The organism is Streptomyces sp. V4I2, assembly GCF_030817655.1.
Classification (GTDB): Bacteria; Actinomycetota; Actinomycetes; order Streptomycetales; family Streptomycetaceae; genus Streptomyces; species Streptomyces plumbiresistens.
On record NZ_JAUSZM010000003.1, the window covers coordinates 80798 to 107117 of the forward strand.

The following is a 26320-nucleotide window of genomic DNA, read 5'->3' on the forward strand; positions in this document are numbered from 1 at the left end:
GGTGCACCCCCCGGCGCCCAGGTGCTCGGTACGCCTCGGAAGGGCGAGCCGTTCAAGGTCAGGATTGCCTTTGAGGACACCAGTCAGCTGGACGAATTCCAGATCACTGTCCGTAGCGTGACGTGCGGGAAGCCTTTGGATCCTGCGGTCCTCGCGTATGCCGCCGGCTCGGTTGGTGCACCCACCTCGACTCCGACGCCAGAAGGCGGGAAGCAGTACTGCGTCGTGGCCATGGAGGTGATGAACGTCGGGAAGCGAGAGTTGATCTGGAACGCCGACAACACTGTCAGCCTCAACGTTGAGGACGTCGCCTACGGCCAGACCCCAGCAGGACGCCGACATCGCCTTGGACTACGCACAGTATTGGAACAGCAAGGGGCAGACCGGGCCGACGTTCGGTATCAACCCCGGAAGCAAAGGCCCAGTGCACGGGATCTTCCACATCCCGGTTGGCGACCGGCCCACGTCTGTGTGGGTCACGTCCGGCACCGCGATCCAGACCGTTGATGGGGTGGAGCCCGGCTACCTGGTTGCGCTGTGACTCGCAGGCTGAGGGCAGTTGGGCACCAGTACGGAGATTTGCGATGACGCAGGCGGACAGTAGACGAGCAGATGCGTCGGGCATCGGGTCCCGCCATCTCCTGCACCTCCGCTTCGACCTCCCGGCCGACTATGACGCCGAACTCCCCGAGCGGCTGCGCCGCCTCCTGGAGGACATCACGCCCCGCGTGCAGATGATCGAGCCGGACATGGCCGTCCTCGATCTGACCGGTTAGGTCCAGTGTCTGTACCTGTCTCAGCTCGTTGACAGCGTGAACGGCGAGGTAGCCCTGGGCTGTTAGGTTCCGCGGTCGTTACGATCAGCCGCAGGAGTGCGATGCCTTACTTCTTCACCTCGTCCAGCCATCTGGTCCGGAACCAGAGGGCTCTGGGCAAGCTCGGCTTCGATGTGTCTCAGCTGCTGTCCGGGCCAGCGATATTGCCGGAGGGCACGCCGTTCTTCGTGGACGAGGACATGCGTCCGGTCGAGCCGATGTGCTCGTACTTCTTTGATCTCGCCCGACACGTGGGCTCGGAGAGCCTTCGGGACTACGCGTACGACCTGATGGGCCTCGAGGACTTCCTGGCCCAGGTGCTGGATCCGCCGACGGATCTGTTGTCGGCGACCGAGGCAGACTTGGTGGCCTTCCGGCGGTGGCGTACGCAGTTGGCTCCGGTTCCGGTCGGGCCGGCGACGTGGCGGCGCAACCGTACGGCGATCAACGGGTTCTATGACTGGGCGGTCGGTGCGGGTCTGCTAGGGCCTGTGTGACGTCGTGATCAATCTTGCCGATCCGGATCCGCATGGAAGGCGGATCCGGTAGGAAGACAATCGTGACGCGCAGGCAACTCACCGACAGGCAATGGAAGTTGATCCAGCCGTTCCTGCCGATAGGCGAGTACGGCCCGTATCCCGAGCGGCTGCGGGATCAGTTCGAGGGGGTGATCTGGCGGTTTCGCACCAGCAGCCAGTGGCGGGAGATGCCAGGCGAGTTCGGCCCATGGCCGACGGTCTACGGCCGCTTCCGGGTATGGAGGGACGCCGGCGTCTTCACCGCGCTGCTGGAAGGCGTGATCGCCGAGGCAGCCCGCCAGGGAAAGACGGACCTGTCCCTGGTCAGCGTGGACTCCACGACCGCCCGCGCCCACCACGACGCCGCCGGGATGTGCATCGGCAAGGAGATCATGGACGCCCTCGAGGAAGCCGCCGCCGAGCAGGAGGAGGCCCGGCAAAAGGGGGCGGCCCGCCAGAACAGAACGGACAGGACGCAGGTCACGACCCCGAGGGGGAAGAGCGGCGGCACATCAGGCGGAGGCGCAAGCTCCGCTTGAAGCAAGCCCTGCTCGGCAGGTCCCGTGGCGGGCTGACGAGCAAGGTTCATCTCGCCGCGGACCGCCGGTGCCGTCCGTTGTCGTTCGTCCTGACTGCGGGACAGGCAGCCGACAGCCCGCAGTTCGTCCCCGTGCTGCAGAAGGTGCGGATCCCTCTGCCGGTCGGACGTCCCCGGACCCGGCCTGACGCTGTCGCCGCGGACAAGGCCTACTCATCGCGCGCCAACCGCTCTTACCTGCGCAGACGCAACATCAAGGCAGTCATCCCGGAGAAGAAGGACCAGGCCGCCAACCGGAAGAAGAAGGGCAGTCGCGGCGGCCGGCCCACACGCCACGATGCCGATCTCTACAAGGAGCGGAACACCGTCGAGCGCCTGATCAACAAGTTGAAGGCCTGGCGGGGCATCGCGACTCGATACGACAAGACACCCGAGAGCTACCTCGCCGGCCTCCACCTCCGCGCCGCCATGATCTGGATCAACGACCTGCTGAAGACACCTGGTTGATCACGACATCACACAGGCCCTAGAGCGGCGACCGTACGCTCGGCGTCGCAGTGGGCGGGATGCCTTGTCGTGGGGAGCGGCTGCTGATCTGGATGTGCGGCATCTGTCGAGGGCGCAGTACGTGATGCTGCAGCGGGTCGGTCTCGGGGGTGATTTCCCGGACGGCAGTGCGGATCCGGGTTTCCGGCGTGTGGGGCGGCTGCGGAACATGGTGGCGGCGGACCTGGCGGTGACGACGGGGATGCGGTTGCGGGAGTTCAGCTGCCTGCTGGACATGGAGGTGCCGCGCCCGTGCCCGGGGGCCGGGGCGGTTCCGGTGGCGCTGGGGGCGATCGCGAAGTACGGCTTTGCCCGGGTGGTGATGGTGCAACAGGCGGTGTTGCGTTCGTTGGAGCTGTACCGCCGTACCGAGCGTGCCGCTCAGGTGGCACGCGGCCATGGGGCGCTGTGGCGGCGGCGCGCGGAACTGTTCGTGGTGGACGACGTCGATGAGCGGCGGATGCGGGTGTCTGGGCTGCTCCATGGTCGTCGGCGGTCGTTCGATGTGGTGGCGATGCCGACGCCGCTGCGGCGGATCGCGGTGCTGGAGGGGGAGCAAGGGCTGGAGCCGCTGGGGTTGTTCGTGGGCCGGGGCGGTGGGGTGCTGTCGGCGTCGCGCTGGCAGCAGGTGTTCGATGCGGCGGCCGAGCGTGCTCGTCGGCTGTCGGAGGCGTGGGGCGGGGTGGAGATGCCGTGCAGGGTGCGGCTGCACGATCTGCGCCATACGTTCGCGGTGTTCATGCTGCGGCTGTTGACGGAGCAGGTCGTTGAGGACGAGCGGCGCCGTCAGGAAGCGGGCGGGTCGGGGGTGTGGCTGCTGCAGCACGTGGCCCGGTCGCCGTTGATGATCCTGCAGCGGCTGCTGGGGCATCGTGATCCTCGGTCCACGATGAAGTATCTGCGCTACCTGGAGGACGTGAGCGCGATCGTGGCGCGGGCGGTGGAGGAGTGGACGCGGGAGGACCGCACGTTCGCCGACTACGCCGTGTTGTGTGCCGGCCGCGACGGCGGTGGTGTGTGATGCCGCGGCGTGGCGAGCGGAGGCAGGTGCCGGGGCAGCGGGTCGAGCCCGTGGCGGTGGTGGGAGAGCCCGCGCGGGTGGGGGTACGGGAGGTGGAGCGTGCGTCCCGCCGGGACGGCGCAGTGTGCCGGGTGGATCCCAGCCGGTTCGCCTGTCGCGCTCTGGCGGCGGAGCTGGCCGACGAGTGGGTGCTGTACTGCCGGGCGCGGGCCCTGCGGGGGCCTGACCGGCCCGCGCGGGCAGTGCGATCCTTCGCCGCATTCGCCGACGCATGGCTGGCCGAGCGCGGGCTCGATCCGCAACTCGTGCGGCTGACCGGAGGACCGGCAGACCTCACGGAGATCATCTATGAGTGGGAGCACGACCTGCGCCGCCTTCACCCTTATCCATCCAAACGCGGCTACGAGTTGGCATCGAATCTGCTGGCGCTGATCGAGCAGCGGTCCGCACGCGAAGGAGACCTGCCGCCCAAGCTCGCCGCCCGGGCACAGGCGGCGCCGCTGTTCGGGAAACCAGCCGAGCCACCGCCGCTGGAGGAATTCAGCCAGGCCGAGCGCCTCGCGCTGCGGGATGCCGCCCGCCACGACATCCGGGCCCTCGAACGTCGCCTGGCCGCAGGCCGGGCCCTGATGGAGACGGGATGCGATCCCCAGTGCGGCGGCTGGGAGACCATGGCGAACCTTGTCTGGGCAGTGCATCAGGGACTGCTGGACACGACGGTGCTGCGTGCCCATCTGCCAACATCACCGGGACACTGGCCCACCGAGATCCGGCAGATCGCCGGGGACGCAGGCGCAGCATGGGCCCCGCAGGCACTGCTGGCTGGCCTTGCGGCGATGGTGTTCCCGCGGGAGCTGGATCTGCAGCCGTTTCGCGTGTTGCTGCTGACCATGGACGAGTGCACGCCGGAAGAACTCGTCGATCTCGCCGTGGACGACGTCGAATTCACCGACGGCGGGGTGCGCCTTGCACAGACCAAGCGCCGCGCCGGGCGGATCCGGCGCCGCCTGCACACCGGTAACCCGGCGGCCGACGACGGTGACGGGTCCACGTTCGCCGGGGAGGGCCGCTGGGACGTACCGGGACTGTTGCGCCGCCTGTTCGCGGTCACGGGCCCGGTGCGGCACGCCTACCCGGAGGTCGCCAACTGGCTGTGGGTGGCAGTGGAGCCATCCGGCGCCGGCCGGGCGCGCGTAGGCGGGCGGCGGGCGGAGTTCGTTCTTTCGGGGCGCCGGCTGACCGACTGGATCACCCGTCAGCGCCGGACGGACGGACGTCCATTGGAGATCACGGCGCCGCACGATGCGCGGAGACTGCGCAAGACCGCCAAGATCGGAAGGGTGGTCGCGCTGGGCGGTGCAATCGCCGACCTGGCGGGCGACGACCACCACGTGGAGGTCTTCCGCCGCCACTACGCGCACGGCACCACCGCGCACGTCCTGGCGGGACGGGCCGTCACCACGGCCCAGCAGAAGGTGTTCGCGTCGCTGACCCGGCCGGTCTTCACTGACGAGGAAGCCGTGGCGGACCTGACAGAGCCCGAGGTGAGTGCCGCGCTGGGCCTGGATGAAGAGACCGCCGAGGCTATGCGGGACGGGCAGCTGGACATGGGCCTGGTCAACTGCCGCGACCCCTATGCCTCCCCGCACACGCCCGCGGGCTCGGTGTGCCATGTCGCGCCGGCGATGTGCATGCTGTGCCGCAATGCGGTCGTCTTCCCCTCCCACCTGCCACGCCTGGTGCTGCTGGCCGAGCACATCGAGCAGATGCGTAACCGGCTCACCCCGCCCCAGTGGCAGGCCCTCTGGGGCCGGCAGGCCGCCGCGCTGGCGCAGTTGTTCGACGAATGCGCCGCGTCGATGCCAGCCGCCCGCCGCGCGGCCCAGCAGGACCGAGCCCGGCTCGACCTCCCCCTCGGCATGCGAACGGAGTACGACCGATGAGCGCCCGCGCCTGCGAAGAGGCAGGTCTGCCGACTCCCCGGGCGGCGTTCGGCGATGACCAGCCGGTCTTCACCGCAGCCAACGGACTGCTCGAACAGCACCAGGATCCAGTGCCCCTGTTCAGTGGGCGGGAACGCTGGAGCGGCTCCTGCCTGCGTCGGCCGAGCAACGTGATCCCGGGCAACTGGCGGATCGTCTTCCCCACCTTCGACGCGGCATGGAACCTGCGGGCCAGGGAGGTCGCCTTCGCCCTGCTCAACCCGACCCATCCTGTCCTGCGGACCGTCGGCGTCTTCCGTCCCGCCCAGCCGGCCCACCTGTCCACGGTGCGACAGCTGATCGAGCGCCTCGGCGTACTGGGCCGCTGGGCCATCGCCCACAACCAGCCCAGCCACCTCCCGCACTGGAACGATGACACGCTCACCACGTTCCTGGCCTCCCTTCTGCAGGCCGGCGTGACCCGGGAGCGGTCCCTGATCCCCTACCGGTCCATGCTCACCGCCCTGCACGACCTGCATCCCGTGCTGACCGGCGGCGGACTCGTCGCTGACCCGACACGATCCGCTGTCGTGGGCGCGGCCTGCACCACACCCACCCCCACCGTCGAACCGGCCGTATGGTGGCCGCTGCTGCGGGCCGCCTGGACCTACATCGACTCCTTTGCCGACGACATCCTCACCGCCCGGGACGAGACTCTGGCCCGGCCCGCACGCCCCACCCCGACCGGTCCGTCACGGGCGCGGCCGAGCATCGACGGACGGCTGGACGCCTGGCTCGCCGACCCCGCGACCCGGATTCCCGTGCACGCCGACGCATTCCGCACCAGCCCGGCGGGCACCCCGATGTGGTCGGTGATCAGCCTGCTGATCACCGACGGCACCAACAAGCACGCCCTGGGCCCCTCGCGCCCATCCGCCGCCTCGCGCCGCCGCCGCGTCCTGGCCGAAACCGCCCGCGGACGCACCATCGCCCTCACTCCCGGCCAGGCCGAGCACATGCTCGGGCTCACCCGCCAACCCAACACCCCGTCCACCCAGACGCCTCAGCGATCACAGGCCGAACTCGACGCCGCTCTGAAGACATGGCTCGCCGAACCCGGCCACCTCGTCCCCGTCCACGAGACGACCCGCACCACCGGCCAAGGAGACCAGGTTGTCCGCACCCCCCGCTGGTCGCTGCTGGCCACCCTCGTCCACGGCCCCGGCGGCCCGCGCACCATCTCTCCGAGCTCGGCGGCCTCCCGCCGACGCCGCGCGATCGCCCAGGCCGCCGTGGACGCAGGCCAGTACCAGGTCCTGGCGGGGCAGGCCCGCGCCGCCGACCTGCCCCGCCCCACACCGCACTTCACCGTCGTACGACGCGCCGACGGCACCGAAGGCCCCTGGCGCACCCAGCTGACCGACCGCGATCTCGGCGACGAACTGCGTGCCCTGCAAGGCGCCGTGTACTGCTTCGTGGCAGCGCTGTCGATGATGCGTGACTCCGAAATCCAGGAGATCCGCCGCGGAGCTCTCACCGACCACTACGGCACACCCGCCCTGCGCTCGCACAAGCTGAAGAACGAGCCCGGGCCGGTCGAAGAGAAGTGGTGGATCATCCAGCCCGTCGCCACCGCCCTGACCGTCCTCGAACGCCTCTCACAACACTCCACCCACTTGTTCACCACCCTGGCCACGCCCGGCGCCTCGGGCCACGGCCGGGGAACGGGCCGACGCGGCATCAGCGCCCCGTACGTCATCGACACCTTCATCGCCCACGTCAACGCTCACCGCCACACCACAGGGCTTGAACCCATCCCCGACGCCCGGGTGCGACCGCATCAGTTCCGCAAGACCATGTCCGTCATCTGCGCTCAGGAACCCGACGGCGAGATCGCTCTCGGCATCCAGCTCAAGCACGCCGCCCGCCGCATCCTGGCCAACCCCACCACCCATTCCTACGCCGCCCCCGACGGCGCCTGGATGCGCGAGTTCGACGACCGGCTCGCCACCGCCGCAGCCGCCAAACTCACCGGCTTGCTCACCGCCCGCACCACCGGCGCCACCGTCGCCGTCGGGCCCGCAGCCACCCGTCTGCACGCCGGCCTCGACCGCGCCGCCGCCCAACTCCCCGCCCCCGCAGACCCGCAAGGCACGCCGCCCGGGCTCCAGGCACTCGCCGCCGATCCCCGCGCAGCCGCCGACCTCATCCGCACCGAACTGCCCGAGCTGCACTTCGGCACCCTCAACCACTGCCTGTGGCAGCCGGAGTGGGCCGAATGCACCAAGCACCTCCCAGAGAACGAGGGTGGTGCGCCACTCATCGGGGCCTGTCAGCCAGCTCGCTGCCGCAACTCCGCCGTCACCGCCGACCACGCCCCCATCTGGCTGGCCGAACAACACGACCTCGCCCAGCAGCTACGCGACCGGCGCGTCCCTCCCGCCCGCCGAGCCGCCCTCCAAGCCCGCCTCGACGACGTCGAGACCATCACGACCGCCTTCGCCGAGGACCTGTAAATGGCCGTCTCCCCAGCCTCCGAAGCCAAACTCCGCGCCGCCATGACTCGCCTGCTGGCCGGACAGCCTCAGCGCTCTGACGGCGCCCTGACCAAGGAAAACCTCGCCCGCGAAGCCGGCGTCAGCCACGCCACCGTCCACCGCGCCACCGACGTCCTCACCGAATGGAACGCCCACGTCCCCCACTCCATCAAACGCACCCCCGGCGAACGCGCCCGTGACGACACCATCACCACACTGCGCGCCCAACTGACCCGGGCCCGCGACCACGCGCGCGAACTCCAAGGCCAACTCGACGCCTTGGCCACCGTCACTGCGAACCTGTACGCCGAAAACCTCGCCCTACGCAGACACCTGCAAGGCCGCACTCCCGCCGGAACCCATGGCGAGCCAACGCCATTGCGCGGATAGCCACGCATTTTTGACCTTGTTATGCCAGCAACTCCCCTTGAACTGCGATCAAATGGAACCCTTGACTATGGAGGTGCACGCGCGTGACGGTAGTGGAGTTCGCGGACGGCCAGGACGGACGCGTCTACGTTCAGGTCCCTGACGGGGCTGCTGGCGACGGCGAAAGGGGACTGGTCCGGGCCGGTGCCGCGGACCGGATCGCCCGGGCGGCGGCGGATACCTGGCAAGGCGCCCTGGCAGGCGTACGGTCCGTTGCCGAGGGAGCGTTGACCCAGCTGCGCGCGGTCGACCCGCCGCCTGAGGAGGTGGAGGTCACTTTCGGGGTGGCGGTCGATGGCAAGCTCGGTGCCACGCTGGTGTCGGCGGGAACGAATGCACATCTGAACGTCAAGGTGGTGTGGCGGAGCACGACCCCGACGACGGCCCCAGACCCGGCCTCATGACGGGCCTGGCAAGCCAGCTCGCGGAACGTCCGCCGTGGTTGGTCCGGTTTCCGCACCTCCACGGTGAGAGCGTGGCGGGAGCTGGCGTACTCATCGGGCCCCGGCATGTAGTGACCTGCGCCCATGTGCTGGAAAAGCAACTCGGGCGACCGCTTCCCGTACCCGGACTCGACCTGGCGGAGCGCGATGAGGCGGTTGAGTTCGCAGTCGAGTTCCCGTTCTCCGGTGAGCCGGGAACCACGGGTACGCGGATTCGGGCCACGCTCATGGAATGGGTGCCGATCGCTGCAGACGAGTCCGGCGACGTTGCACTGCTGGAACTGGACTCGTCTGTCGACTGCATTCCGGCTCCGCTGGCATGTCCCCCTGCGCTGAGTGGTCACCGATTTTCTGTCCACGGCTTCCCTCATGGTGATCTTGCGGCACGCCAGGCGGCCGGTGTGCTGCGGGGGGCTAGCGGTCGGGAGGGGCCTTGGGTACAGCTGGACGCGGCAAGCTCTGCTGGCTGGGCGATCGAGGTGGGCTTCTCCGGCTCACCCGTGTTCGACCACAGCAGGGAGGCCGTGGTCGGCATCATCGTGATGCGCGACCAGCACCGCACCGGGCACATGCTGCCAATGTCGTACCTGCGGACACTCTGGCCCGAGGTACGGACCAACTGCCGCTGGAGGCTGGACCTCGACGAGAGCTACCGCTCGCACTGGCGTCCCCGGGCACGCGGCCTGGAGACCGATTCCGGCACTGCCGAATGGTTCTTCACTGGTCGCATCGAGGCCCGCCGAGTCATCTGCGACTGGCTGAAGGACATTGACCCAGCCCTCGCAGAGCACCCGATCCTGCTCGTGACGGGAGGACCGGGCACCGGCAAATCGGCGCTCCTGGCGCACTCGCTCGTCACGTCCGACCCGCTTCTGGCCGAGACAGTACCTCGCCCCGACCCCCGACGGGCCTGGGCCGCCGGCGCCTCCGACCCACGTCTGCCGATCGGATCCTTCAATACGGCGCTCCATCTGAAGGGGCGCACCTGCGACGAAGCGGCGGCGCAGCTAGCCCGCGGCCTCAGTATCGCCGCGAGCGACTCCGACGAACTGCTGGCCGCGATAGGCGAGCTCCCCCTCGGAGAGAGGATCACGGTGCTGGCGGACGCGGTGGAGGAGGCCGCCGACCTCAAAGAGGCACTGCAGATCGCGACCCTGCTGCGGCAGCTTGCCAACACCGGCCGGGTCCGTGTACTGGCCTCCGTGCGCACCGCACCCGCCGGAACCAGCCGGGCACGCATCCTGAACAACTTCGGCCGCAGCGTCCCTCGCATCGACCTGGAAGACAGCCGTTACCTGCACCGCCCCGACATCGCCGACTACGTCGTACAGCGCCTGACCAGCGAACGGTCGGGCTCGGCCCGGTACCACGCATACCAGCCGAATCAACGGCAAGCCATCGGCGAGGCCGTGGGCCGCAAGGCCCGCTACAACTTCCTGATCGCCCAGCTCACCACCGGTTGGCTGATCCGCCGCAGTACGCAGCACCCCGAACTAGACGACCCCTCCTGGGAGGACGAACTACCCGAGACCGTCGGCCAGGCATTGGACGCATACCTCGATGCGTGCGGCACGGACACCGAGACCATCCGCCGCTTGCTCACAGCCCTTGCGTACGCCCGCGGCGACGGCCTCCCCCGCAGCAACACCTGGCTGTGCATGGCGGACGCACTCGGTTTCGGCGTCCGCCACAGCGCCGAAGACCGAGAGAAGATCTTCCAGAGCGCGGCGCACTACCTCGTCGAAAGGGTCAACGACGGCGCGGGGACACCCTCATACAGGCTGTACCACGACGCCCTCGACCAGCACCTGCGAGAAGAGTGCGAGCTTATCCATCACGCACCTGAGGCGGCTTTTACCGCAGCTCTCGTGGACGCCGTTCCTGAACGAGATGGGGATCGGGACTGGGTTCATGCCGATGCGTACACACGTGACCATCTGGCCAGTCACGCAGCCGCCGCAGGGCAACTGGACACCCTGATCACCGACGCCGAGTACCTGGTCCACGCGGCCCCCCGCAACCTGGTTCCACACCTGTATCGCCGTGCAACAGCATCGGGTCAGTTTTCCGCAGCGGTCTACCGCGCCTCCCTCGGTATCCATGCCAGCACCGCTCCGGGGGTACGTCGCCACATACTCGCTCTCGACGCTGCCCGGGCAGGAGCCACGGACCTCCATCAGCAACTCATCCACCACATACCCGAGGGCGACTGGGCCCCGCTCTGGGCTACGGGCGGTACCTTCTCTTCGGCACTGCGCGGCACCATGACCGGCCACACGTTCGAGGTACTGGCGGTGGCGTGCACGGTGCTGGACGGTACTCCGGTCGCCGTCACCGGCGGACATGATGGGACGGTGCGGGTGTGGGATCTGCGGACCAACACCCTCATAGGCCAGCCTCTGACCATCGCTAAAGACAGGCAGGTGACGGTCGCGTGCACAGTGCTGGACGGTAGTCCCGTCGCCGTCACCGGTGACGCTGACGGAACGGTGCGGGTGTGGGATCTACGGACCGGCACCCCTATCGGCCAGCCCATGGCCGGCGAGAGGGACACTGTCCGTGCAGTGGCGTGCACGGTGCTGGACGGTATTCCGGTTGCCCTCACCGGCGGCGCCAACGGGCTTCTGCGGGTGTGGGATTTGCGGACCGGCACCCTCATCAGCAAGTTCTCCACTGGACACAAGGGCGTGGTGTGGGCGTTGGCGTGCACGGTGCTGGACGGTATTCCGGTCGCCGTCACCGGCGGCAGCGCCGATGCGACGGTGCGGGTGTGGGATCTGCGGACCAACATCCTCATAGGCCAGCCCCTGGCTGGCCACACCGGCCCGGTGTTGGCGTTGGCGTGCACGGTGCTGGACGGTAGTCCCGTCGCCGTCACCGGTGGTGGCCTCGGCGACGGGACGGTGCGGATGTGGGATCTGCGGACCGGCAACCCCATAGGCCAGCCTATGGTCGGCCACACCCGCGTGGTGTTGTCGGTGGCGTGCACGGTGCTGGACGGTTCTCCGGTCGCCGTCACCGGTGGTGGCCCCGTCGGGACAGTGCGGGTGTGGGATGTACGGACCGGCAAACCCATAGGCCAGCCCCTGGCCACTCCCAGCGGAGTGACGGGGGCGGCTTGTACCGTCTTGGACGGTGCTCCGATCGCCGTCACCGGCGGAGATGACGGGACGGTGCGGGTATGGGATCTGCGGACCGGCCCCCCCATAGGCCGGCCCCTGGCTGGCCACACGGACGCGGTATTGGCGGTGGCGTGCACGGTGCTGGACGGCATCCCCATCGCCGTCACCGGCAGCGACGAGCATGACGGGACGGTGCGGGTGTGGGATCTGCGGACCGGCAACCCCATCGGCCGACCCTTGGCTGGCCACACGGGCACGGTGTTTGACGTGGCGTGCACAGTTCTGGACGGCACCCCCATCGCCGTCACCCGAAGCGGCGGCATCACCGATATGACGGTGCGGGCATGGGATCTGCGGACCGGTAACCCCATCGGCCCACCATTCGACCATACCGGCGGGGTCGGATCATTGACGTGCACGGTGCTGGACGGTATCCCGGTCGCCGTCACCGGCGGATGGGACGAGACGGTGCGGGTGTGGGATTTGCGGACCGGTAACCCCATCGGCGCACCCTTCGACCACACCAGCGGGGGAGGACCAGTGGCGTGCACGGTGCTGGACGGTATTCCCGTCGCCGTCACCGGCGGCCGGGCGGTTTGGGATCTGCGGACCGGCACGCTCATCAGCGAGTTCTCGATTGGGCACAAGGGCGGGGCGTACGCGGTGGCGTGCACGGTGCTGAACGGTAGCCCCGTCGCCGTCACCGGCGGCGCCGACGGGCTTCTGCGGGTATGGGATCTGCGGACCGGTACCCTCGTCGGCCAACCCTTGACCGGCCACACGGGCCAGGTCTGGTCGGTGGCTTGCACGATCGTGGACGGTACCCCCATCGCTGTCGCCAACATACACGTGTCGGGACGACCGGAGCGGGAGCTGCAGGTCGGGGTGTGGGATTTGCGGACTGGTAAGCCCGCGGGCTTCTTGGCGGCCACCGAACTACATTCTGTTGCTGGGAGCCCTGATGGCGATCTCGTACTGGGGCTTGGCCACGACATAGCGGTCTTCCGCCGCGGCACGACTCGTCCTCGATAACCCACAGTTGGCAGTCGGTCATAGCACGTGCGGGTGACGTAGCGCCTGCGAGAACTGCCGTACTGAGACAGCGAACTCTGCCTAACAACGGCGCGATCCGGTACTGGAAGCGCGACGCGCGTGCCCTGACCGAGCTCGTCCAGCTTCGGGTGCTCGCCTACTTCGGCCTGCGCAGTTCTGCGGGATGCGCGGGCAACCGGATGCTCGCCGCCATGGCCTGCGCGATCACCCCACCGGGCCGGCACACCGTCATCGACGACTCCCCCGAGGAGATCGCCGCGTTCCTGCGGCCCCGTCCGGTCCGGGAACTGCCCGGCGTGGGCGCGAAAACGGCCGCTACCCTCGCCGAGTACGGTCTGCACACCGTCGCCGACGTCTCCCAGCACACTCTGCAGCGCATCCTCGGCGCCCGCGCCGGCCGTGCCCTCCGCGAACACCCCCAAGGGCGCGACACCACGATCGTCGATCCCACCCCTGCCCCGGCGAGCATCAGCATCGAGCACCGCTTCGACCGGGACGAACTCGACCCGGCCGCCCACCGACGCGTCCTGCTCGCTCTCGCCGACGACCTCGGTACCCGCCTCCGCGCAACCGGCCAGATCGCCACGGGCGTCACCTGCACGATCCGCTACGCCGACGACAGTGCAACGCGCCGCAGCCGCACCCTGCCCGAGGCCACCCAGCACACCGTGCTCCTGGCCCGCGCCGCGTAGTCGTCGCCACCTTCGATTTCGACTGACCTCGCCGGCCGCAATCGCGGAAGCGGCTCGTTCCCCGGCGGCTTCGGTGCCGGGGAACGAGCCGTTCTACGTGGGCGTGGGTCCACCGCACCCGATGATGCCGGGCATCGCCGGGTCAACGGGCGTCGGCGAGTTCCTCGATCTGGTGGGCGAGGCACAAGTCGGGGCGCTGAACCCGGAAGCCCCATTCCTCGACTTCGTCGACCTTGAGCCGCCGGACCGCTTCCCGGAGTGCCAGGGTCGGGCGGCGTGGGCGTGTCCGGTGGGGTGCGAGGGGGGTGAGGTGGATGGCGGTGTCCAGCGTGATGGCCTGGTGGGCCCAGTGGTCGGCGTCGCGCAGCTCGCCGCGGCCGAAGTGGAACAGGTGGAGGCAGTAGGCGGCGGTGGCGTTTCCGGCGCCGGCCGCGAACTGCCACCACCACTGGGCGCCGTCAGGAGCGTCGGCGAGGCTGAGCAGGCAGGCGAAGTGCAACGCGCCATCCACATCGGCGGGTTCTTCGGCGAACTTGGCCAGGTGTGCGGCGGCGTCGTCGCTGTAGAGGAGTTCGGAGGCCAGCGCCTGGAGGTCTTTGTCGGCACGGTCCAGCATGGTCGGGAAGTGGCCGTCGGGGGCCAGCCGGGTGCCGAACATGAGGGTGGCGGTGACCTCGCGTGCGACTTCCTGCTTCAAGGTGTTCACCCTCGCCCCTCGGAGGCGTGCGGAAGATCGGACAGGCAGGCGATCATTACCCGAGGAGAGTGACGCGGATCACAGCCCAATTCGTTTAGCTCGCCGTGGCCTCGGCATCCCACCGCTGGTGTCGGCCACCAGGCCGCGGCCCGGGAGCTCCAGCCGCCGCGAGTGAACGTGAAGGCGCCGGGGTCCTCGAGGGCGGCCCTGGCGAGAAGGCGAAGCCGATCAGCGTACGGGCGAGGACGTGGTACCAGGCCGCGGCGATGAGCCTGCGGGCCAGATCCTCGTTTTCGTCATGGCGGGAACGCTCCATTGGTCAGCGAGTTCGCCGACCATCCAGCGGTCACGGAGCGGCTCGGGCCGGTGTGGACGGCGATCCGGGCCGCACCGGAGGCAGGCGGCCTCCTTCCGCCGTTGTCGAAGTTCGCGGCCGCCGATCTCGCTATTCAGGCCTGCGGAACGCACATCGTCGACGTGCGGGCAGTTCTGGGCTTCATCGGACATCTGAAACGAGTACGACCAGGCGCACTGACGACGGGCAGCCGTACACCTCCCCTGCCGGGGACAGCAGCCGTCGAAGATCAGCCAACTTCTCCGGATCGTGCAGCGAGGCACCGGCAGTGTGGGGAGGTTGTCGCAGGAAGAACCCCCGCCAGTACGGCACTGAGGAGTGGCCATGGTTTCCGCACCGCGACAGCCCGAGTCCCTGGGCGACTACCTGTACCGGCACCTGAACCTGCCGCTCGACTTCGAAGGCCCGTTCACGGTAAAGCACCTCGCCGACGTGGCCGTCCTGGCCACGGCCCACTCCGCCGGCTACGCGGCCACTCAGCATATGGTCTCGCTGATGGCGGGGATTCCCGTTCCAACAGAAAGGAACGATGAGCGCGAGGGCTTCTGGTTCAAGTTCTGGCAGGCCTCAGGAACGGCGTACTTTATGCCGGCCAACATGAAGCACTCGGTCGTGGCCGCCCTTGACGGTGACGGAACATCCCTGGCGGACCGGTTCCTGACCGGCCTGTCCGAGATGAGCCCCGAGCAGTGGGCAGCGACTGCCTCGGTAGTGGGGACGGCCCTGGAAGGGAGGCTCAGCCCGCTGAAGGAACCGGAGCGGAACGGTGAGCTGTGGCTGCGGGATGTCCAGCTGACGGCTTGGCGCGTTCTGTACGCCGATCACGCCCCGCTGGGATGGGAAGAGCGCATGGCCTTCCGTGAGGAATGGAAGAGCGTCTGAACCTGCGCGGCTGATATGCGAAAACGCCTCCGAACCCCGGCACAAGCGGGTTGGGGGCGTTGTCACCAGGTGGCTATCCGAGCCAGACGATGTCCAGGACGGACACGTGGCGCAGGGCGCGGTTCGCGAAATAGCAGAGGGCCGACCGCGTCGGCCAGCGCCTCCGGGGCGTCCCGATATCGTGCCCCGGAGTGGGTGCAGGGGCGCGCTAGGGGAAGATCAGCGCCTGATACGGCTGCGTTCTGAGGGTTCGGTGGCCGCTATCGCACCCAAGCGTCTCGGGGCGGACGCCAGCTGTCCCCGTTCGCGCGTCCTGTGCGGGTCACCCGGTGCTGTGCCAGGAGCGCAGGCGGTCGGCGATGTCGTAGACGGTGAGCCGCAGCGCGCGGATGTCGGTGATCAGGTCCCGCCACGGCTCGAGGGAGTCGTCGACCTCCTCCCCGGAGGCCCGGATGTACGCCACCGCCACGCCATACGCGAAGTACGCGTTGCGGGCCGGCAACGGGCGCAGCAGGACCAGCTGCTCAAGCAGGGCGGCAGCCCGCCAGTAGGCGTCGGGCTCGCCCATGTCCAGTTGTGGTGTGTTCACCCGGTGCCGAGCGACGGCGGCCACCAGTCCCGAGTAGTCCCGGACCCCGAGTGCCTTGCCGAGTAGTTCCTCTTGTCGGTCAAGGAGCCAGCGGATGTCGATATGCAGGTCCAAGAGTCAGGCCGCCCGCCCCGCGGCGTTTCGCCGGGCCGGGGCGTCGTCAGGGAAGGCCTCATCGAACGCCTCGGCCAGGCCGGGCCGGGCGATGATCTCGCGGAACACGGCCGTCGCCTTGCTCAGCTTGATCTGGTTCTCTTCCTCTATGGCCAGCTCGGCCAGGTAGGCGCGCACGCTCTGTCCGCGGGCTGCGGCGACTGCGGCGAACCGGTCCCTGGTCTCGGAGTCGACCTTTACGGTGGTGTCAGCCATATCCCGAGTATGCACCCATGGGTACCTTCGCGAATACCGGTCACGGGACTGCGCCACTATTCGGTCAGTGCCCCTTGTCGAGCTTCTCGGGCGTCAGGTCGCCGCGCACCCGCCGAACTCGCTCGGGTGAATCCGGCACCTGAAGAGAACCCCCGCGGTGCACGAACCCGTTTCTCACAGGCGTGTACCCGATCCAGGAAACGCATGTGTCCGAACCCGGCCTGCTCGTCATCGATGTGGCCGCCCGGGACGATGAGATCGTGTTCGCCTTCCGGGATGTCATCGCACAGATGTGGGCGACATCGACCGACGACCGTACGACTCGGGACCCGGGCCGGCCCGGCGTACGACTGCGCCTGTATACCGACCTGCAGCAGGTCTCCACCCAGATCGGTTCCAGGGAATGAAGGGCCTGGCCCGTCACCTCGGGGGGATGTGACGGGCCTGGCCTGAGCCTTACGGTGCCACACGTCGAAGCGCCGCGGGCATTTCTAGAGCATGCGGAGCACGCTGACGACCTTGCCGAGGATCTGTGCCTGGTCGCCGGGAATCGGCTGGTAGGCGGGGTTGCGGGGCATGAGCCAGACCTGGCCGTCCTGCCGGCGCAGTACTTTGACGGTTGCTTCGTCCTCCAGGAGCGCGGCGACGATGTCGCCGTGGTCGGCGCTGTCCATGCGGCGGACGATGACCATGTCGCCGTCGCAGATCGACGCGTCGATCATGCTGTCGCCGGAGACCGTCAGGGCGAACAGGTCGCCATCGCCGACGACTTGGCGGGGCAGGGAGTAGACGCGGTCAGTGCATGCTCGATCTCGGCCGGACACAAGAGGCACGGGCTCGGATCGAAGAGGGGCTGTCGCTGCTCCCGCGCTCGCGGGACAAGACACGGGGAGTGTTCCGCACATACGAGGCGCGGTCCCTGCTTCAGGCCCGGGAGGTCGAACAGGCCCTTGCGGTCTCCAACGAGTCGCTGGACCTGGCACAACGGATCGGTGCTGACCGATGCGTGAAGCTGGTGCGGGACCTGGGACCGGCGTTCCGGCCGCACACGTCGATCGATGGGGTACCGGAGTTCCTGGAACGTCTGAGGTCCTGCTGAGCGCCGTCTTGATGAGGCGGTGCGGGTCATCGGGGCCCACCCAGACGGGGCCTGACAGGTCCGAGCAGTCCACGTCGGGGACACCAGCGGGAGGCCCGTCCGGGAGGTCTGGGCGTGCCGGGGTGTCCGGGGCAGGCGAGTCAGGCTGAGGTTCCCCCGGCGTGCGGGAGGTGCTGATCAGTGCCCGCGCCGTAGAGCCACGGCGTGCGGTTGCCGTCGGCGTCCCGGGCCTGGGTCAGCACGTGGGTGCCGAAGGTGGCCTGGTAGGTGCCGTGGGTGAGGGCGACGTCCGTGCTGGTACCGGCGGCCATGTCCCTGAGGACGACCTTCTCGGTGGGCGAGACGACCTCGGCGACGACGTCGGACGACGAGCCCAGGTACCCGGGGATCTCCAAGGAGGGCAGGTTGCCCAGTTCGGTCGTCGCGCCAGTGGCGTACGACGTCCACACGTAGCCGGAACGGCCCTCCTGGGCATGCAGATAGCCACTGGGCCCCGCGCTGCGGATCCGGTCCGCGCGCGGGACGTAACGGTTGGACTGGAAGACCTTCTCCGCCGCCAGGGCGGTGCCGGCGGAGGCGGTGGCCGCGCCGGTGATCCCTCCGGCGGTCGCGGCGAGGACCGCCAGTGCGGCTATGACCCCGCGGGCAGTGGTGCGTCTGGCCAACGTCGGCTCCTGGGCCTCTGGTCGGGACGAAGGCGGAGCATGACGGGACGACGGCGGCCCAACAGGCGCACGTCACATGAACGTTGGAATGTTCCCGGCCCCCCGGCCGTCCCCCCCAAGCACAGCCGCATGAGGCTAACACCAGCCTGTGCGGCCGTACCGGGCACTCCCCCTGCCGCCGCTCGCGCCGATGGGGCGGTGCCATAGGGACGACGGCGGCCGGGCGCGGTGCGGGCAGCACGACCGGGGCGACGTCGGCCGGCTGCGCGGCCGCGGCGCGAGCGGTGGCAGCTCGGCCGGTTTCACCGTTCACAGTAACGAGACGACAGAACCGAATCCCGATCAGCTACCGCCCGAACGGGTGGGCCAGAACGGGGCGTTCATGCCATGGCGCGTGCCGTCCAGGCTCACGAATGCGGGGTGGTCTACGACACCGTGCTGCCGGAAGTACTTCATCAACGGTCACCAGCCTGTCCGGCCCCTGTACCAGCAGGCGCATTCCAGGACATGCCCAGGGGCATCGGCGATCCATTCGCCGACCGCGAGCAGCGAGGTCGCTCGCCAAGACCGCGCACGCGGTCAGAACGAGCACGACGGCCAGACGGTGGCGCACCCCGCGTGGGTCACGCGGGTCCGGCACCTCGGCCAGTCTCTCCAGCAGGCCCGGGACCTCCTCGGGTCCGGCCTGCGGTTTCTCGCGCAGTTGGTCAAGGGCAGGCGGGATCAGCGATGATGCGTCGGCAGGCAAGGTCTTCCACTCGGATCACGGGGCGTAGAGAACTCCATGATCTTGGAAGCCGTGCCTGTCACGTTCCCAGAGCACCGCCGCTGAGCTGGCACTCCGCTACGAACCGGGCGTCACACGACTACGCCGAAGCCCTGGGATCGCACCCCACTTCCCGTCACTTGAAAATGCATGACGGCCCGCCGACAGAGTCGGCGGGCCGTCGCACCGAAGCGAGCAGCAAATCACCGCTCGCCTATCCGTTTTCGCCTGTCACTCGACGAACACCGGCTTCAGCCAGACTGAAACCAGATCTACGCCGTCGATTCCCAGCACAGTTCCGCTGCAGATTTCCACGAACTCAGCCTTGGCGGCGTCGCGCAGTCGAATGGAAATCCACCCCGACGAGGGATTGTACGAAACACCCCAGTCATCGCCAGGCACCGCCACAGAAACACCGGGCTCGAATGGGCTGTCGGCGGAAATTGCGACCCGTCCGGCGGTGAACTGCGGAGCGTCCGAAGACATCACCTCACGCCGAACGTTCGGGAGATATCCCCACGCAAAGAGCACCTCTCGGGACTCGATGTCGAGCTCGAGCTGGAACGTGCCGATCACCACACTCGTCACACCTTCCGAACCGAGCCTCTCACTCAGCGCCTCATCACATCGCGCATCGAAAGAAAACCCGTACTCGGAATCCGAGTAGGTGAGGACACCCTCAAAGGTGGATCCATCCTGGATGGAAAATCTCATCGCCAGATCACCTCACGAAGTTCCAATGGACGATCTTGTTCTGCTGCACATTGATGTTGAGTTCCCAGATGCCCTCGCTCCCGTTCATCGCCCCAGGGGTTCTCCATTCGATAACCCCGGCAGCACCTCGGGAATCGAGCCTGGGCGCGGACCCCTGCATGATCTCACGGAGCAACTGACCGTCGTGGCTACTCATGTACGGCCGCGACAGTGTCCCCAACTTCTCGACCGGAGCCGACTCGCCGGCAGCGGGGAAGCCATAGGGGCGCTCGTTGGGGTAATTAGTCCCCTTCTTGATGCGCTCCGTGACATGCTTCGCGACCGTCTTGGTCATCGTGAGGTTCGCGACGTCAATTTCCTCCGCTGCGAAAACGACGACATTGGCTTCACCCTTGGAGACCTTGAGCCGTCCCCCCCCAAAGGCCAGCCATGCCGCCTCTTGACCGTTGGCCTGGGCCGCATCGTAGAGTGACGAGTCCGTATCCGCCCCGAGAGAAGCCGCCCAATCATCGGTTTGCTGTTCGTTCTCCGAGGTGGAGGAGCAGAAGCCGTCGTCGAACCAGCAGAACGGATTCGCGACGTCGCTGATCTGAAGAAGTCCGTCACCTATTCCGGCGGCCTTCCCCGCGACGATTGTCTTGAGCTGCGTCCCCTTTTTCATAGGAGCCGGATTCGGCCCCTTCTGGAAGGTGACCTGGACACTGAGGCGGTTCTTTCTCTGGCTGACCACCGTCGTGAGCGTGCCGGTCGAATTCCCGACATTGACCGTTTGCACGTATGTCTGGGTCGAATGATAGACCCATGTACCATTCGGGCCCATCGTCATGTAATCCCGGTAGGTGCCGCCGTTGCCGTCGCTGCACCCGCGCTCACAGTCCGTGATCGGCCGCAGGCCGCTTGGGTCGGCCATGGTCACGGGGGTGTTGTTGGCGTAGGCGTAGCCGTTGAGGGACTCGTGATCCGCCGGGGCGAGAACGGGATCGACGGAGAGGAAGCGCCCCGTCGCCGGGTCGTACTCGCGAGCGCCGACGTGCGTGAGGCCGGTGGCGGTGTCGGTCGGTGCGCCGAGGAAACCCTTGTCGTCGGGCCAGACGGACGGGGTCGCGCCACGGGTCTCGCCGAAGGGCTTAGTGTATCGGTGGCTGACGGCCTGGGTGGTGGCGTCCACCGCCAGCGAAGCGGTGCCGTGGTGGTCGTCGACCATCCAGGTCAGGCCGCTCTCGGTGCGGACGGCGGTGGCATCGCCGGCCGGGTAGTAGCGCTGGGCGGTGAACTTCTTGGCAGTGGTGTCGTAGTGGAGCTCCTGACCGGCGAGGTAGAGCGCGGTCTGGTCGGATCCACGGCGGATGAGGAGGTCACCGTTGGCGTCGTACAGGTAGTCGGTGGCCTTCGTGCCCTCGGTGAGGTTGGTGAGCTCTCCCTCGATGTTCCAGGTAAGGCTCTGGGCGGTGCCCGTCGGCCCATACCTCTTGGTGGTGTTCCCCTGATCGTCGTACTGGAGGTCTTTGGCGGTTCCACCGTTGACGCTGTACGAGGTCAAGGTGTGCGGCTGGCCCGTACCGGACGCGTTGACTGCGGGGTAGCCGTAGGAAGTGCTGGTGTTGCCCGAAGCCTTGTGCTCGGTCTGGGTATCGCGCAGGCCACCGGTCTTGTAGGTCCAACTCATCCAGTACGGAGCTGGTCCGCCGAGGGCGCTGGCGGAGCGAGCGGTGGCACAGTCGCTGGACGCCGGTGTCCAGGCTTCGGTGAGACGCCGGTGGCCGTCGTAGGTGAAGCACTGGGCGTCCTTGCCGTTGGCATTGTCGGTGATCGACGTGATGTTGCCGCTGGCGTCGTAGGTGTAGTCGGCGTCGCTAGTGTAACCGGCGTTGGTCTGGTCGACAGTGTGGGAGTTGACCAGTCGGCGGGTGCCGTCCTCGTAGCGGTTGAGGATCTGCAACTGCTTGGCGTCAGTTGAGGTTCCCAGACGGGTCTCCTCGATCTCGCCGTACGGGGAATACCCGATGTTCTGGACGTAGTCCGTCATGCCGTCGGTGGCGGTGAGCATACCGAGGCCGTTGTACTTGTTGACGACGGTCTCGGCGGCCAGGCCCGCGACCGCGGGCAGCGACGTGGACTGGACGGTCCCGTCGATGTTGTAAGCGGTGGAAGTGACGTACGTCTGCGCCGCACCAGCCGTGACGAGTGGATCGCTTGCCGCGATCACGGTTTTGGAACCCTTGGCACGGCCGAGCACGTCGTAGCCGGTGACCGACTGGGAGTAGATCTTTCCGGTCGTGCCGCCGACATAGCGGATCGAGGCGGTCGGCAGCCCCTTGGCCAGAGAGTCGTAGGTGAACTTGGTCAACTGGTGCGCGTCGTCCTTCACCCCGTCCCAGGTACCGATCTTACGACCGAGTCCGTCGTAGTCGGTGATCACGGTGCGTGAGACACCGTTGAGGTTACTGGTCACCGTCGTCGGCTGGTCCACGTCGTTGTACGTCGTGTCGATGCGGCCCTTGTCCGGGTCGATCGTCCACTCCCGACGTCCTCGCAGGTCATAGCCGTACGACCAGAGGGCGCCGTCCGGCCCGGACATCGTTGCGACCTGGCCGCTCGGGAAGTAGGTGAAGCGCGTGCGGGTGTAGTCGTCGCCGCTGGGCACGGGCCCCGCATACTCGCGGCGCTCGGTGACACGCCCCTTGGCGTCGGTGATGGTCAACACGCCGGTGCCGCCCGCAGCAGCGGTGACAGCGGTGCGGTCGCCCTGCTGGTCGGTCTTGGTGCGCCACTTCTCCTGGCCGTAGACACGGAAGATCGTGTCCGTGGCACGGCCCGCGGCATCGAACACCATCTCGGTGGAGGCGGGGACGGAGCCCGGGAACGTGTTGGCGAGAACGCCCGAGGCCGTCTCGTTGTCGTGGACCTGCGCGTTGCTGCGGTAGGCGAGACCGCGGTCGTCGTAGAGCGTTTCCGCGATCACCCGGCCGCCGTTCGGCGCGGGGGCCTGCTTCTGGCGGGACCGCAGTAGGCTGTCGAAGATCTCGTAGGAGCTGTTGTAGGTCTTCCCGTCCGCCTTGAGAGTGTCGGTACGGACCCAGGTCTCCTTGTCGTTGTTGACGCCGTACTCGTAGACGATGCTCGCGGAGTCGCCGAGACCACGGGAGCGGTCCGGCATCCATACGGATCGCAGACGCCCAAGCGCGTCCTGAGCCTGCTCGGTGACACCGCCGTTGGCGTCTGTGCTCTTGGTGGCCGTGCCCCAGGCCGGATCCACTTCGGTGGTGGTCGTGAAGAGCTTGGGATCGGTCGTGGTCGTCGAGGTCAGCGGGCCGTAACCGGTGTCGTCAGGCGTATAGGTGTTCTTCACCTGATGATTGAGAGCATCGGTCGTCACCAGGGCGCGGCCCAGCTTGTCGTACGTGCTGTTGGAGACCTTCTGGTAGACGGGCTTCTTCTCAGCGTCGTAGCTGGCAACCCGATAGCTGTCCGTCAGGTCGCCCAGGGTGGGCGCGGCACCGACCGACAGGTTGTCGTATGCGGTGGTGGCGTCGGAAATCACATCCTTGGGCACGACAGGTGTGGCGGTACAGGGAACGCTGTAGACCTCGACGCGGTAGGCAAGGGAGACGACCCAGTCCTTGGTGTTCCGCGTGTAGCTCTTGCGCGTGCAGGTCTCGTCACCGCTCTTGCCGATGTCACCGAGGTCTTCGACGGTGAGCGGCATGCCGTAGGTGGTGTCGTAGGTGGTCTTCTGCTTGACCGTGCGGGTGCCGGTGGAGGTCTTGGTGCGGGTGGCGGTCTCGCCGGCCTGGACGATCCAGGACTCGGTGGTGCCCCAGCTGTAGGCGTGGCTGCCGGTCTTGTGGGACCAAGGCGTGTTGATGGTGCCGCTTACTTCTGCGGTGCCGTTGTAGATGATGGTCTCGCGGACGAAGCCGGTGTACTGGCGGGAGTCGTCGATGGCGGTGCCGGTGGAGTCGGTGACCTTCTCCACTCGGGCGGTGCCGTCGAGTTTCTTCTCGCCGTTCAGGCCGCGCATGTAGAGCGTCAGCTTCTTGCTGCGCGGGCCCTCGGAGTCGCCGGAGGTCTCCACGACCTTGCCGTAGCCGCGCCACTGCCCCCAGGTGCGGTTGGAGGCTTTGGTGATGCCCTCGTCGTCGGCGTAGGCCCAGCCGGCCCCGTCCTGGTAGTCGTAGTACTTCTCGCCGGTGTCGCCGTGCCCGTAGGGGTCGTCCTGGAAGACGGAGGTGACCACGTACTTGTGGAACCAGTCGGTGACGGGGGTCGCCCCGGACTGGGACCACTTGACCGGGAAGCAGCGGCGGGTGTTCTTGTCGATGTCCGCCGGCATGCTGGTTCCCCAGATGCAGTCTGGGTCGGAGTAGTTGACGGTGAGGGTCGAGCCGGTCTCGGACTTGATGGTGCGCACTCGCCACTTGATGTAGCGCAGGGTGTCCGGGCCGCTGCCCTCGACGTGGTTGGACAGCTGGATTCCGCCGAAGACGATCGGCGGCATGGCGGCCGCGGTGGTGTTGGCCTTGCCGGTGTTCTGGATGGACTTCAGCCACAGGCTCGCCGAGGAGGCGTCACCGGTGTCGGGGAAGTTCTGGTCCAGGTGCCAGGCGTCCACGTTCCGCTGGGTGGTGCCGGTGCCGGTCCACACCGAGGTGGTGATGTCGGTGAGGCGCTTGCGGGTGAAGAAGGCCGGGCCGATCTGGGTGGTGCACTTGGTGCCGGACGCGCAGATCATGTCGAAGGGCACGTCGGGCCAGTTGGCCTTGGTGTCCGCCGTCAGGCTGGAGCAGCCGCCCGAGACGACGCAGCGTTCGGCGTAGGTGAAGCGGACCTGCTGGGCGGCCGGCTTGGAGTAGATCAGGTCGCTGCGCAGGCCGTAGTCGATGCGGTTGAGGTAGCCGCCGCGGGTGTAGGCGGTGCCGTTTACCGTGGTGTCGGCGTTCTTGGAGTAGTAGTTCGTCTCCCGGCCGTACCAGTAGGTGGAGGCGTTGCCGTGGGTGTCCACGACGTAGTCAAGGTTCCAGCGCCAGGCCTGGTAGCAGGAGGAGTCGGCGAAACCGGTGGACTTGTAGCAGGGTTCGCCGGAGTCGTCACCGAAGACCGGGACGGTCCACCCGGAGTTGGTTGACGGGTCGTCGTCGGCGGTGTCGGTGGTTCCCTTGTCACTCCAGCCGGGCATCCGGTGCTTGCCGAAGACATACTGGATACCGGACGCGTCCGTCACCTTCCAGTACTCGCCATTGTTGTCCCCGTTGCCGATGGCGCCGGTCAGGTGCTCGACGCGGGAGCCGTCCTCGTTCTTCACCTTCCACGAACCGCCGGAGGCCTCGGACAGGGCGGCGGTGTCGCAGGCCGCCTTGTCGGCGCAGGTGTTGACCAGCTCCACCGCCTTACCGTTGAGGACCAGGGTGGCGTTGGCGTACTTCCAGCACAGGTCACCCTTGCCGGACTGGCCGTCGTCCTTGCAGGAGCCGTACTTGCGCTCGACGTAGGACTCGGTGATCGAGAAGCCCTCGCCGACCACGGAAGTCTGGTTGTTCTCCCCGGCCGTGCGGCCGTCGACCGAGGCGGAGTTGTAGGAGATGGACAGGTTCGGGGACGGGCCTGCCGTCGCCGGGGGAACTCGCAGCGGGTAGTTCCAGGTGAAGTCACCCGTGCTGCCGCCGGCCTCCCAGGTGGCGGTCGGGGACAGCGGGGTGGCGCTGTAGTCGCTGCCGCCGCCTGAACTATCGGCCGCCGCCGCGAGCAGCATTGGGGTGCCGGCCGTCAGGGTGCGGGCGGAGACGGTGCCCGTAAGGTTTTGGGACTCTGCGTCGTTGTCCGCGCCAGCTATGGGGCGCTGGGTGCGGCAGGACTTCTTCTGCGGGGTGGTCAGCGCACACGCCGGGAGGGTCACGAGGCTCAGCCGGGGGCCGAAGTTGCCGCCGTAGACGTCGTTGAAGGACGAGTAGTCGAGGGAGACGCGGAGCTTGTCGGTGTCACCGGCGGAGTTTTTGGATGCGGATTTCGCCGGGTCGACGGTGAGCAGGACGCCATTGACGCCGGCCTTTTTCGCGGCCGACTGGGGGTGAACGCTGAGCGCCACTTTTTCGGCCGGGCCGGTGGCCTTGGCCGCTGTCTTGCTCTTCGCCGGCTTGGGTGCCGGGGCGGCGGGCTGCTGGGCCAGCTTCACGCCGAGCCCGCCGACGGTGACTGCGGCCCCGCCGGTCGCCGGGACTTCGGCGGTGGCCTTCCCGGCCGTCGGCCACGCGGCTTTCTTCAGCCGGTCACGGGTCTTGCGGGCGGCGGTGGCGGCCTTGTCCTTCGGGGCCTTGGACGTGCCGGGCTTGAGCACGCCTACCTTGTCGATCTTCGCGTCGGGCCGGTCCTCCAGCGGCTTGCGGGCTGCCGGGGTCTGGGCTTGGGCGGCGAAGTCGTAGCCCGAGGGCACCACGACTTGCGGTAGGACGGAGAGGGAGACGACGAGTGCGCCACGGCCGAGCCAGCGGCGTATGACCGCCCCTGGCAGGCGTGAGCGAAAGGGGGATGAAGACACGGTGATTCCCGGTTCT

The 26320-nt window shown here is 68.0% G+C and carries 19 protein-coding genes and 2 pseudogenes; 13 read left to right on the forward strand and 8 right to left on the reverse strand.

Annotated features, from left to right (window positions below; genetic code table 11):
• Positions 1–346 precede the first annotated feature (346 nt).
• From QFZ76_RS01100 to QFZ76_RS01150, 11 genes and pseudogenes are all read left to right on the forward strand, one after another.
• Complete coding sequence (locus QFZ76_RS01100; RefSeq protein WP_307671910.1) at positions 347–541, forward strand: hypothetical protein; 195 nt, start codon at positions 347–349, stop codon at positions 539–541.
• A 43-nt stretch (positions 542–584) separates the two neighbouring features.
• The gene (locus QFZ76_RS01105) at positions 585–776 is read left to right on the forward strand and encodes a hypothetical protein (RefSeq protein ID WP_307671911.1); all 192 of its coding nucleotides are present in this window, start codon (positions 585–587) and stop codon (positions 774–776) included.
• A 101-nt stretch (positions 777–877) separates the two neighbouring features.
• Positions 878–1312 carry a site-specific integrase gene (locus tag QFZ76_RS01110; protein ID WP_307671912.1) on the forward strand — a complete coding sequence of 145 codons (435 nt, stop codon included), beginning with the start codon at positions 878–880 and terminating at the stop codon, positions 1310–1312.
• Positions 1313–1374: 62 nt separating this feature from the next.
• Positions 1375–2378, forward strand: a pseudogene (locus QFZ76_RS01115) (IS5 family transposase).
• Positions 2379–2499: 121 nt separating this feature from the next.
• Positions 2500–3438 carry a hypothetical protein gene (locus QFZ76_RS01120; RefSeq protein ID WP_307671913.1) on the forward strand — a complete coding sequence of 313 codons (939 nt, stop codon included), beginning with the start codon at positions 2500–2502 and terminating at the stop codon, positions 3436–3438.
• Between the two features lie 131 nt (positions 3439–3569).
• Complete coding sequence (locus QFZ76_RS01125) at positions 3570–5381, forward strand: hypothetical protein (RefSeq protein WP_307671914.1); 1812 nt, start codon at positions 3570–3572, stop codon at positions 5379–5381.
• Complete coding sequence (locus tag QFZ76_RS01130) at positions 5378–7876, forward strand: hypothetical protein (protein WP_307671915.1); 2499 nt, start codon at positions 5378–5380, stop codon at positions 7874–7876. The genes QFZ76_RS01125 and QFZ76_RS01130 overlap by 4 nt, the downstream gene beginning before the upstream one ends.
• Positions 7877–8287 (forward strand): hypothetical protein, encoded by a 411-nt coding sequence (locus tag QFZ76_RS01135; protein WP_307671916.1) that lies wholly within the window; start codon positions 7877–7879, stop codon positions 8285–8287.
• Positions 8288–8370: 83 nt separating this feature from the next.
• Positions 8371–8730, forward strand: coding sequence for a CU044_2847 family protein (locus QFZ76_RS01140; RefSeq protein ID WP_307671917.1), 360 nt, complete (start codon positions 8371–8373; stop codon positions 8728–8730).
• The gene (locus QFZ76_RS01145; protein WP_307671918.1) at positions 8685–12923 is read left to right on the forward strand and encodes a hypothetical protein; all 4239 of its coding nucleotides are present in this window, start codon (positions 8685–8687) and stop codon (positions 12921–12923) included. Before QFZ76_RS01140 ends, QFZ76_RS01145 begins: the two co-directional genes overlap by 46 nt.
• A gap of 149 nt (positions 12924–13072) precedes the next feature.
• Entirely contained in the window at positions 13073–13636 is a 564-nt protein-coding gene (locus QFZ76_RS01150) for a hypothetical protein (RefSeq protein ID WP_307671919.1), read from the forward strand.
• Positions 13637–13778: 142 nt separating this feature from the next.
• Here the strand turns inward: QFZ76_RS01150 and QFZ76_RS01155 are convergent, their stop codons facing one another.
• On the reverse strand, positions 13779–14333 hold the full coding sequence (locus QFZ76_RS01155) for a hypothetical protein (protein WP_307671920.1): 555 nt from the start codon (positions 14331–14333) through the stop codon (positions 13779–13781).
• A gap of 679 nt (positions 14334–15012) precedes the next feature.
• Between QFZ76_RS01155 and QFZ76_RS01160 the strand changes: the two genes are divergently transcribed.
• Positions 15013–15570 carry a hypothetical protein gene (locus tag QFZ76_RS01160; RefSeq protein WP_307679889.1) on the forward strand — a complete coding sequence of 186 codons (558 nt, stop codon included), beginning with the start codon at positions 15013–15015 and terminating at the stop codon, positions 15568–15570.
• Positions 15571–15892: 322 nt separating this feature from the next.
• Here QFZ76_RS01160 and QFZ76_RS01165 read toward each other — a convergent pair whose 3' ends face one another.
• Together QFZ76_RS01165 and QFZ76_RS01170 are read right to left on the reverse strand one after the other, a co-directional pair.
• On the reverse strand, positions 15893–16273 hold the full coding sequence (locus QFZ76_RS01165) for a toxin Doc (RefSeq protein WP_307671921.1): 381 nt from the start codon (positions 16271–16273) through the stop codon (positions 15893–15895).
• Positions 16274–16276: 3 nt separating this feature from the next.
• Positions 16277–16528 (reverse strand): antitoxin MazE7, encoded by a 252-nt coding sequence (locus tag QFZ76_RS01170; RefSeq protein ID WP_307671922.1) that lies wholly within the window; start codon positions 16526–16528, stop codon positions 16277–16279.
• A 182-nt stretch (positions 16529–16710) separates the two neighbouring features.
• Here QFZ76_RS01170 and QFZ76_RS01175 point away from each other — a divergent pair, with 182 nt between their 5' ends.
• Positions 16711–16935 carry a DUF6207 family protein gene (locus tag QFZ76_RS01175; RefSeq protein WP_307671923.1) on the forward strand — a complete coding sequence of 75 codons (225 nt, stop codon included), beginning with the start codon at positions 16711–16713 and terminating at the stop codon, positions 16933–16935.
• Positions 16936–17019: 84 nt separating this feature from the next.
• Here the strand turns inward: QFZ76_RS01175 and QFZ76_RS01180 are convergent.
• From QFZ76_RS01180 to QFZ76_RS01195, 5 genes and pseudogenes are all read right to left on the reverse strand, one after another.
• Positions 17020–17319: pseudogene (locus tag QFZ76_RS01180) on the reverse strand (LexA family protein); the annotation flags it as partial.
• A 448-nt stretch (positions 17320–17767) separates the two neighbouring features.
• Positions 17768–18292: a hypothetical protein gene (locus QFZ76_RS01185; protein ID WP_307671924.1), complete on the reverse strand. Its 525-nt coding sequence runs from the start codon at positions 18290–18292 to the stop codon at positions 17768–17770.
• 346 nt (positions 18293–18638) lie between these two features.
• The gene (locus QFZ76_RS51595; RefSeq protein ID WP_373464488.1) at positions 18639–18932 is read right to left on the reverse strand and encodes a transposase family protein; all 294 of its coding nucleotides are present in this window, start codon (positions 18930–18932) and stop codon (positions 18639–18641) included.
• 357 nt (positions 18933–19289) lie between these two features.
• Positions 19290–19772, reverse strand: coding sequence for a hypothetical protein (locus QFZ76_RS01190; RefSeq protein WP_307671925.1), 483 nt, complete (start codon positions 19770–19772; stop codon positions 19290–19292).
• Between the two features lie 7 nt (positions 19773–19779).
• Entirely contained in the window at positions 19780–26304 is a 6525-nt protein-coding gene (locus QFZ76_RS01195; RefSeq protein ID WP_307671926.1) for an RHS repeat domain-containing protein, read from the reverse strand.
• Positions 26305–26320: the final 16 nt, after the last annotated feature.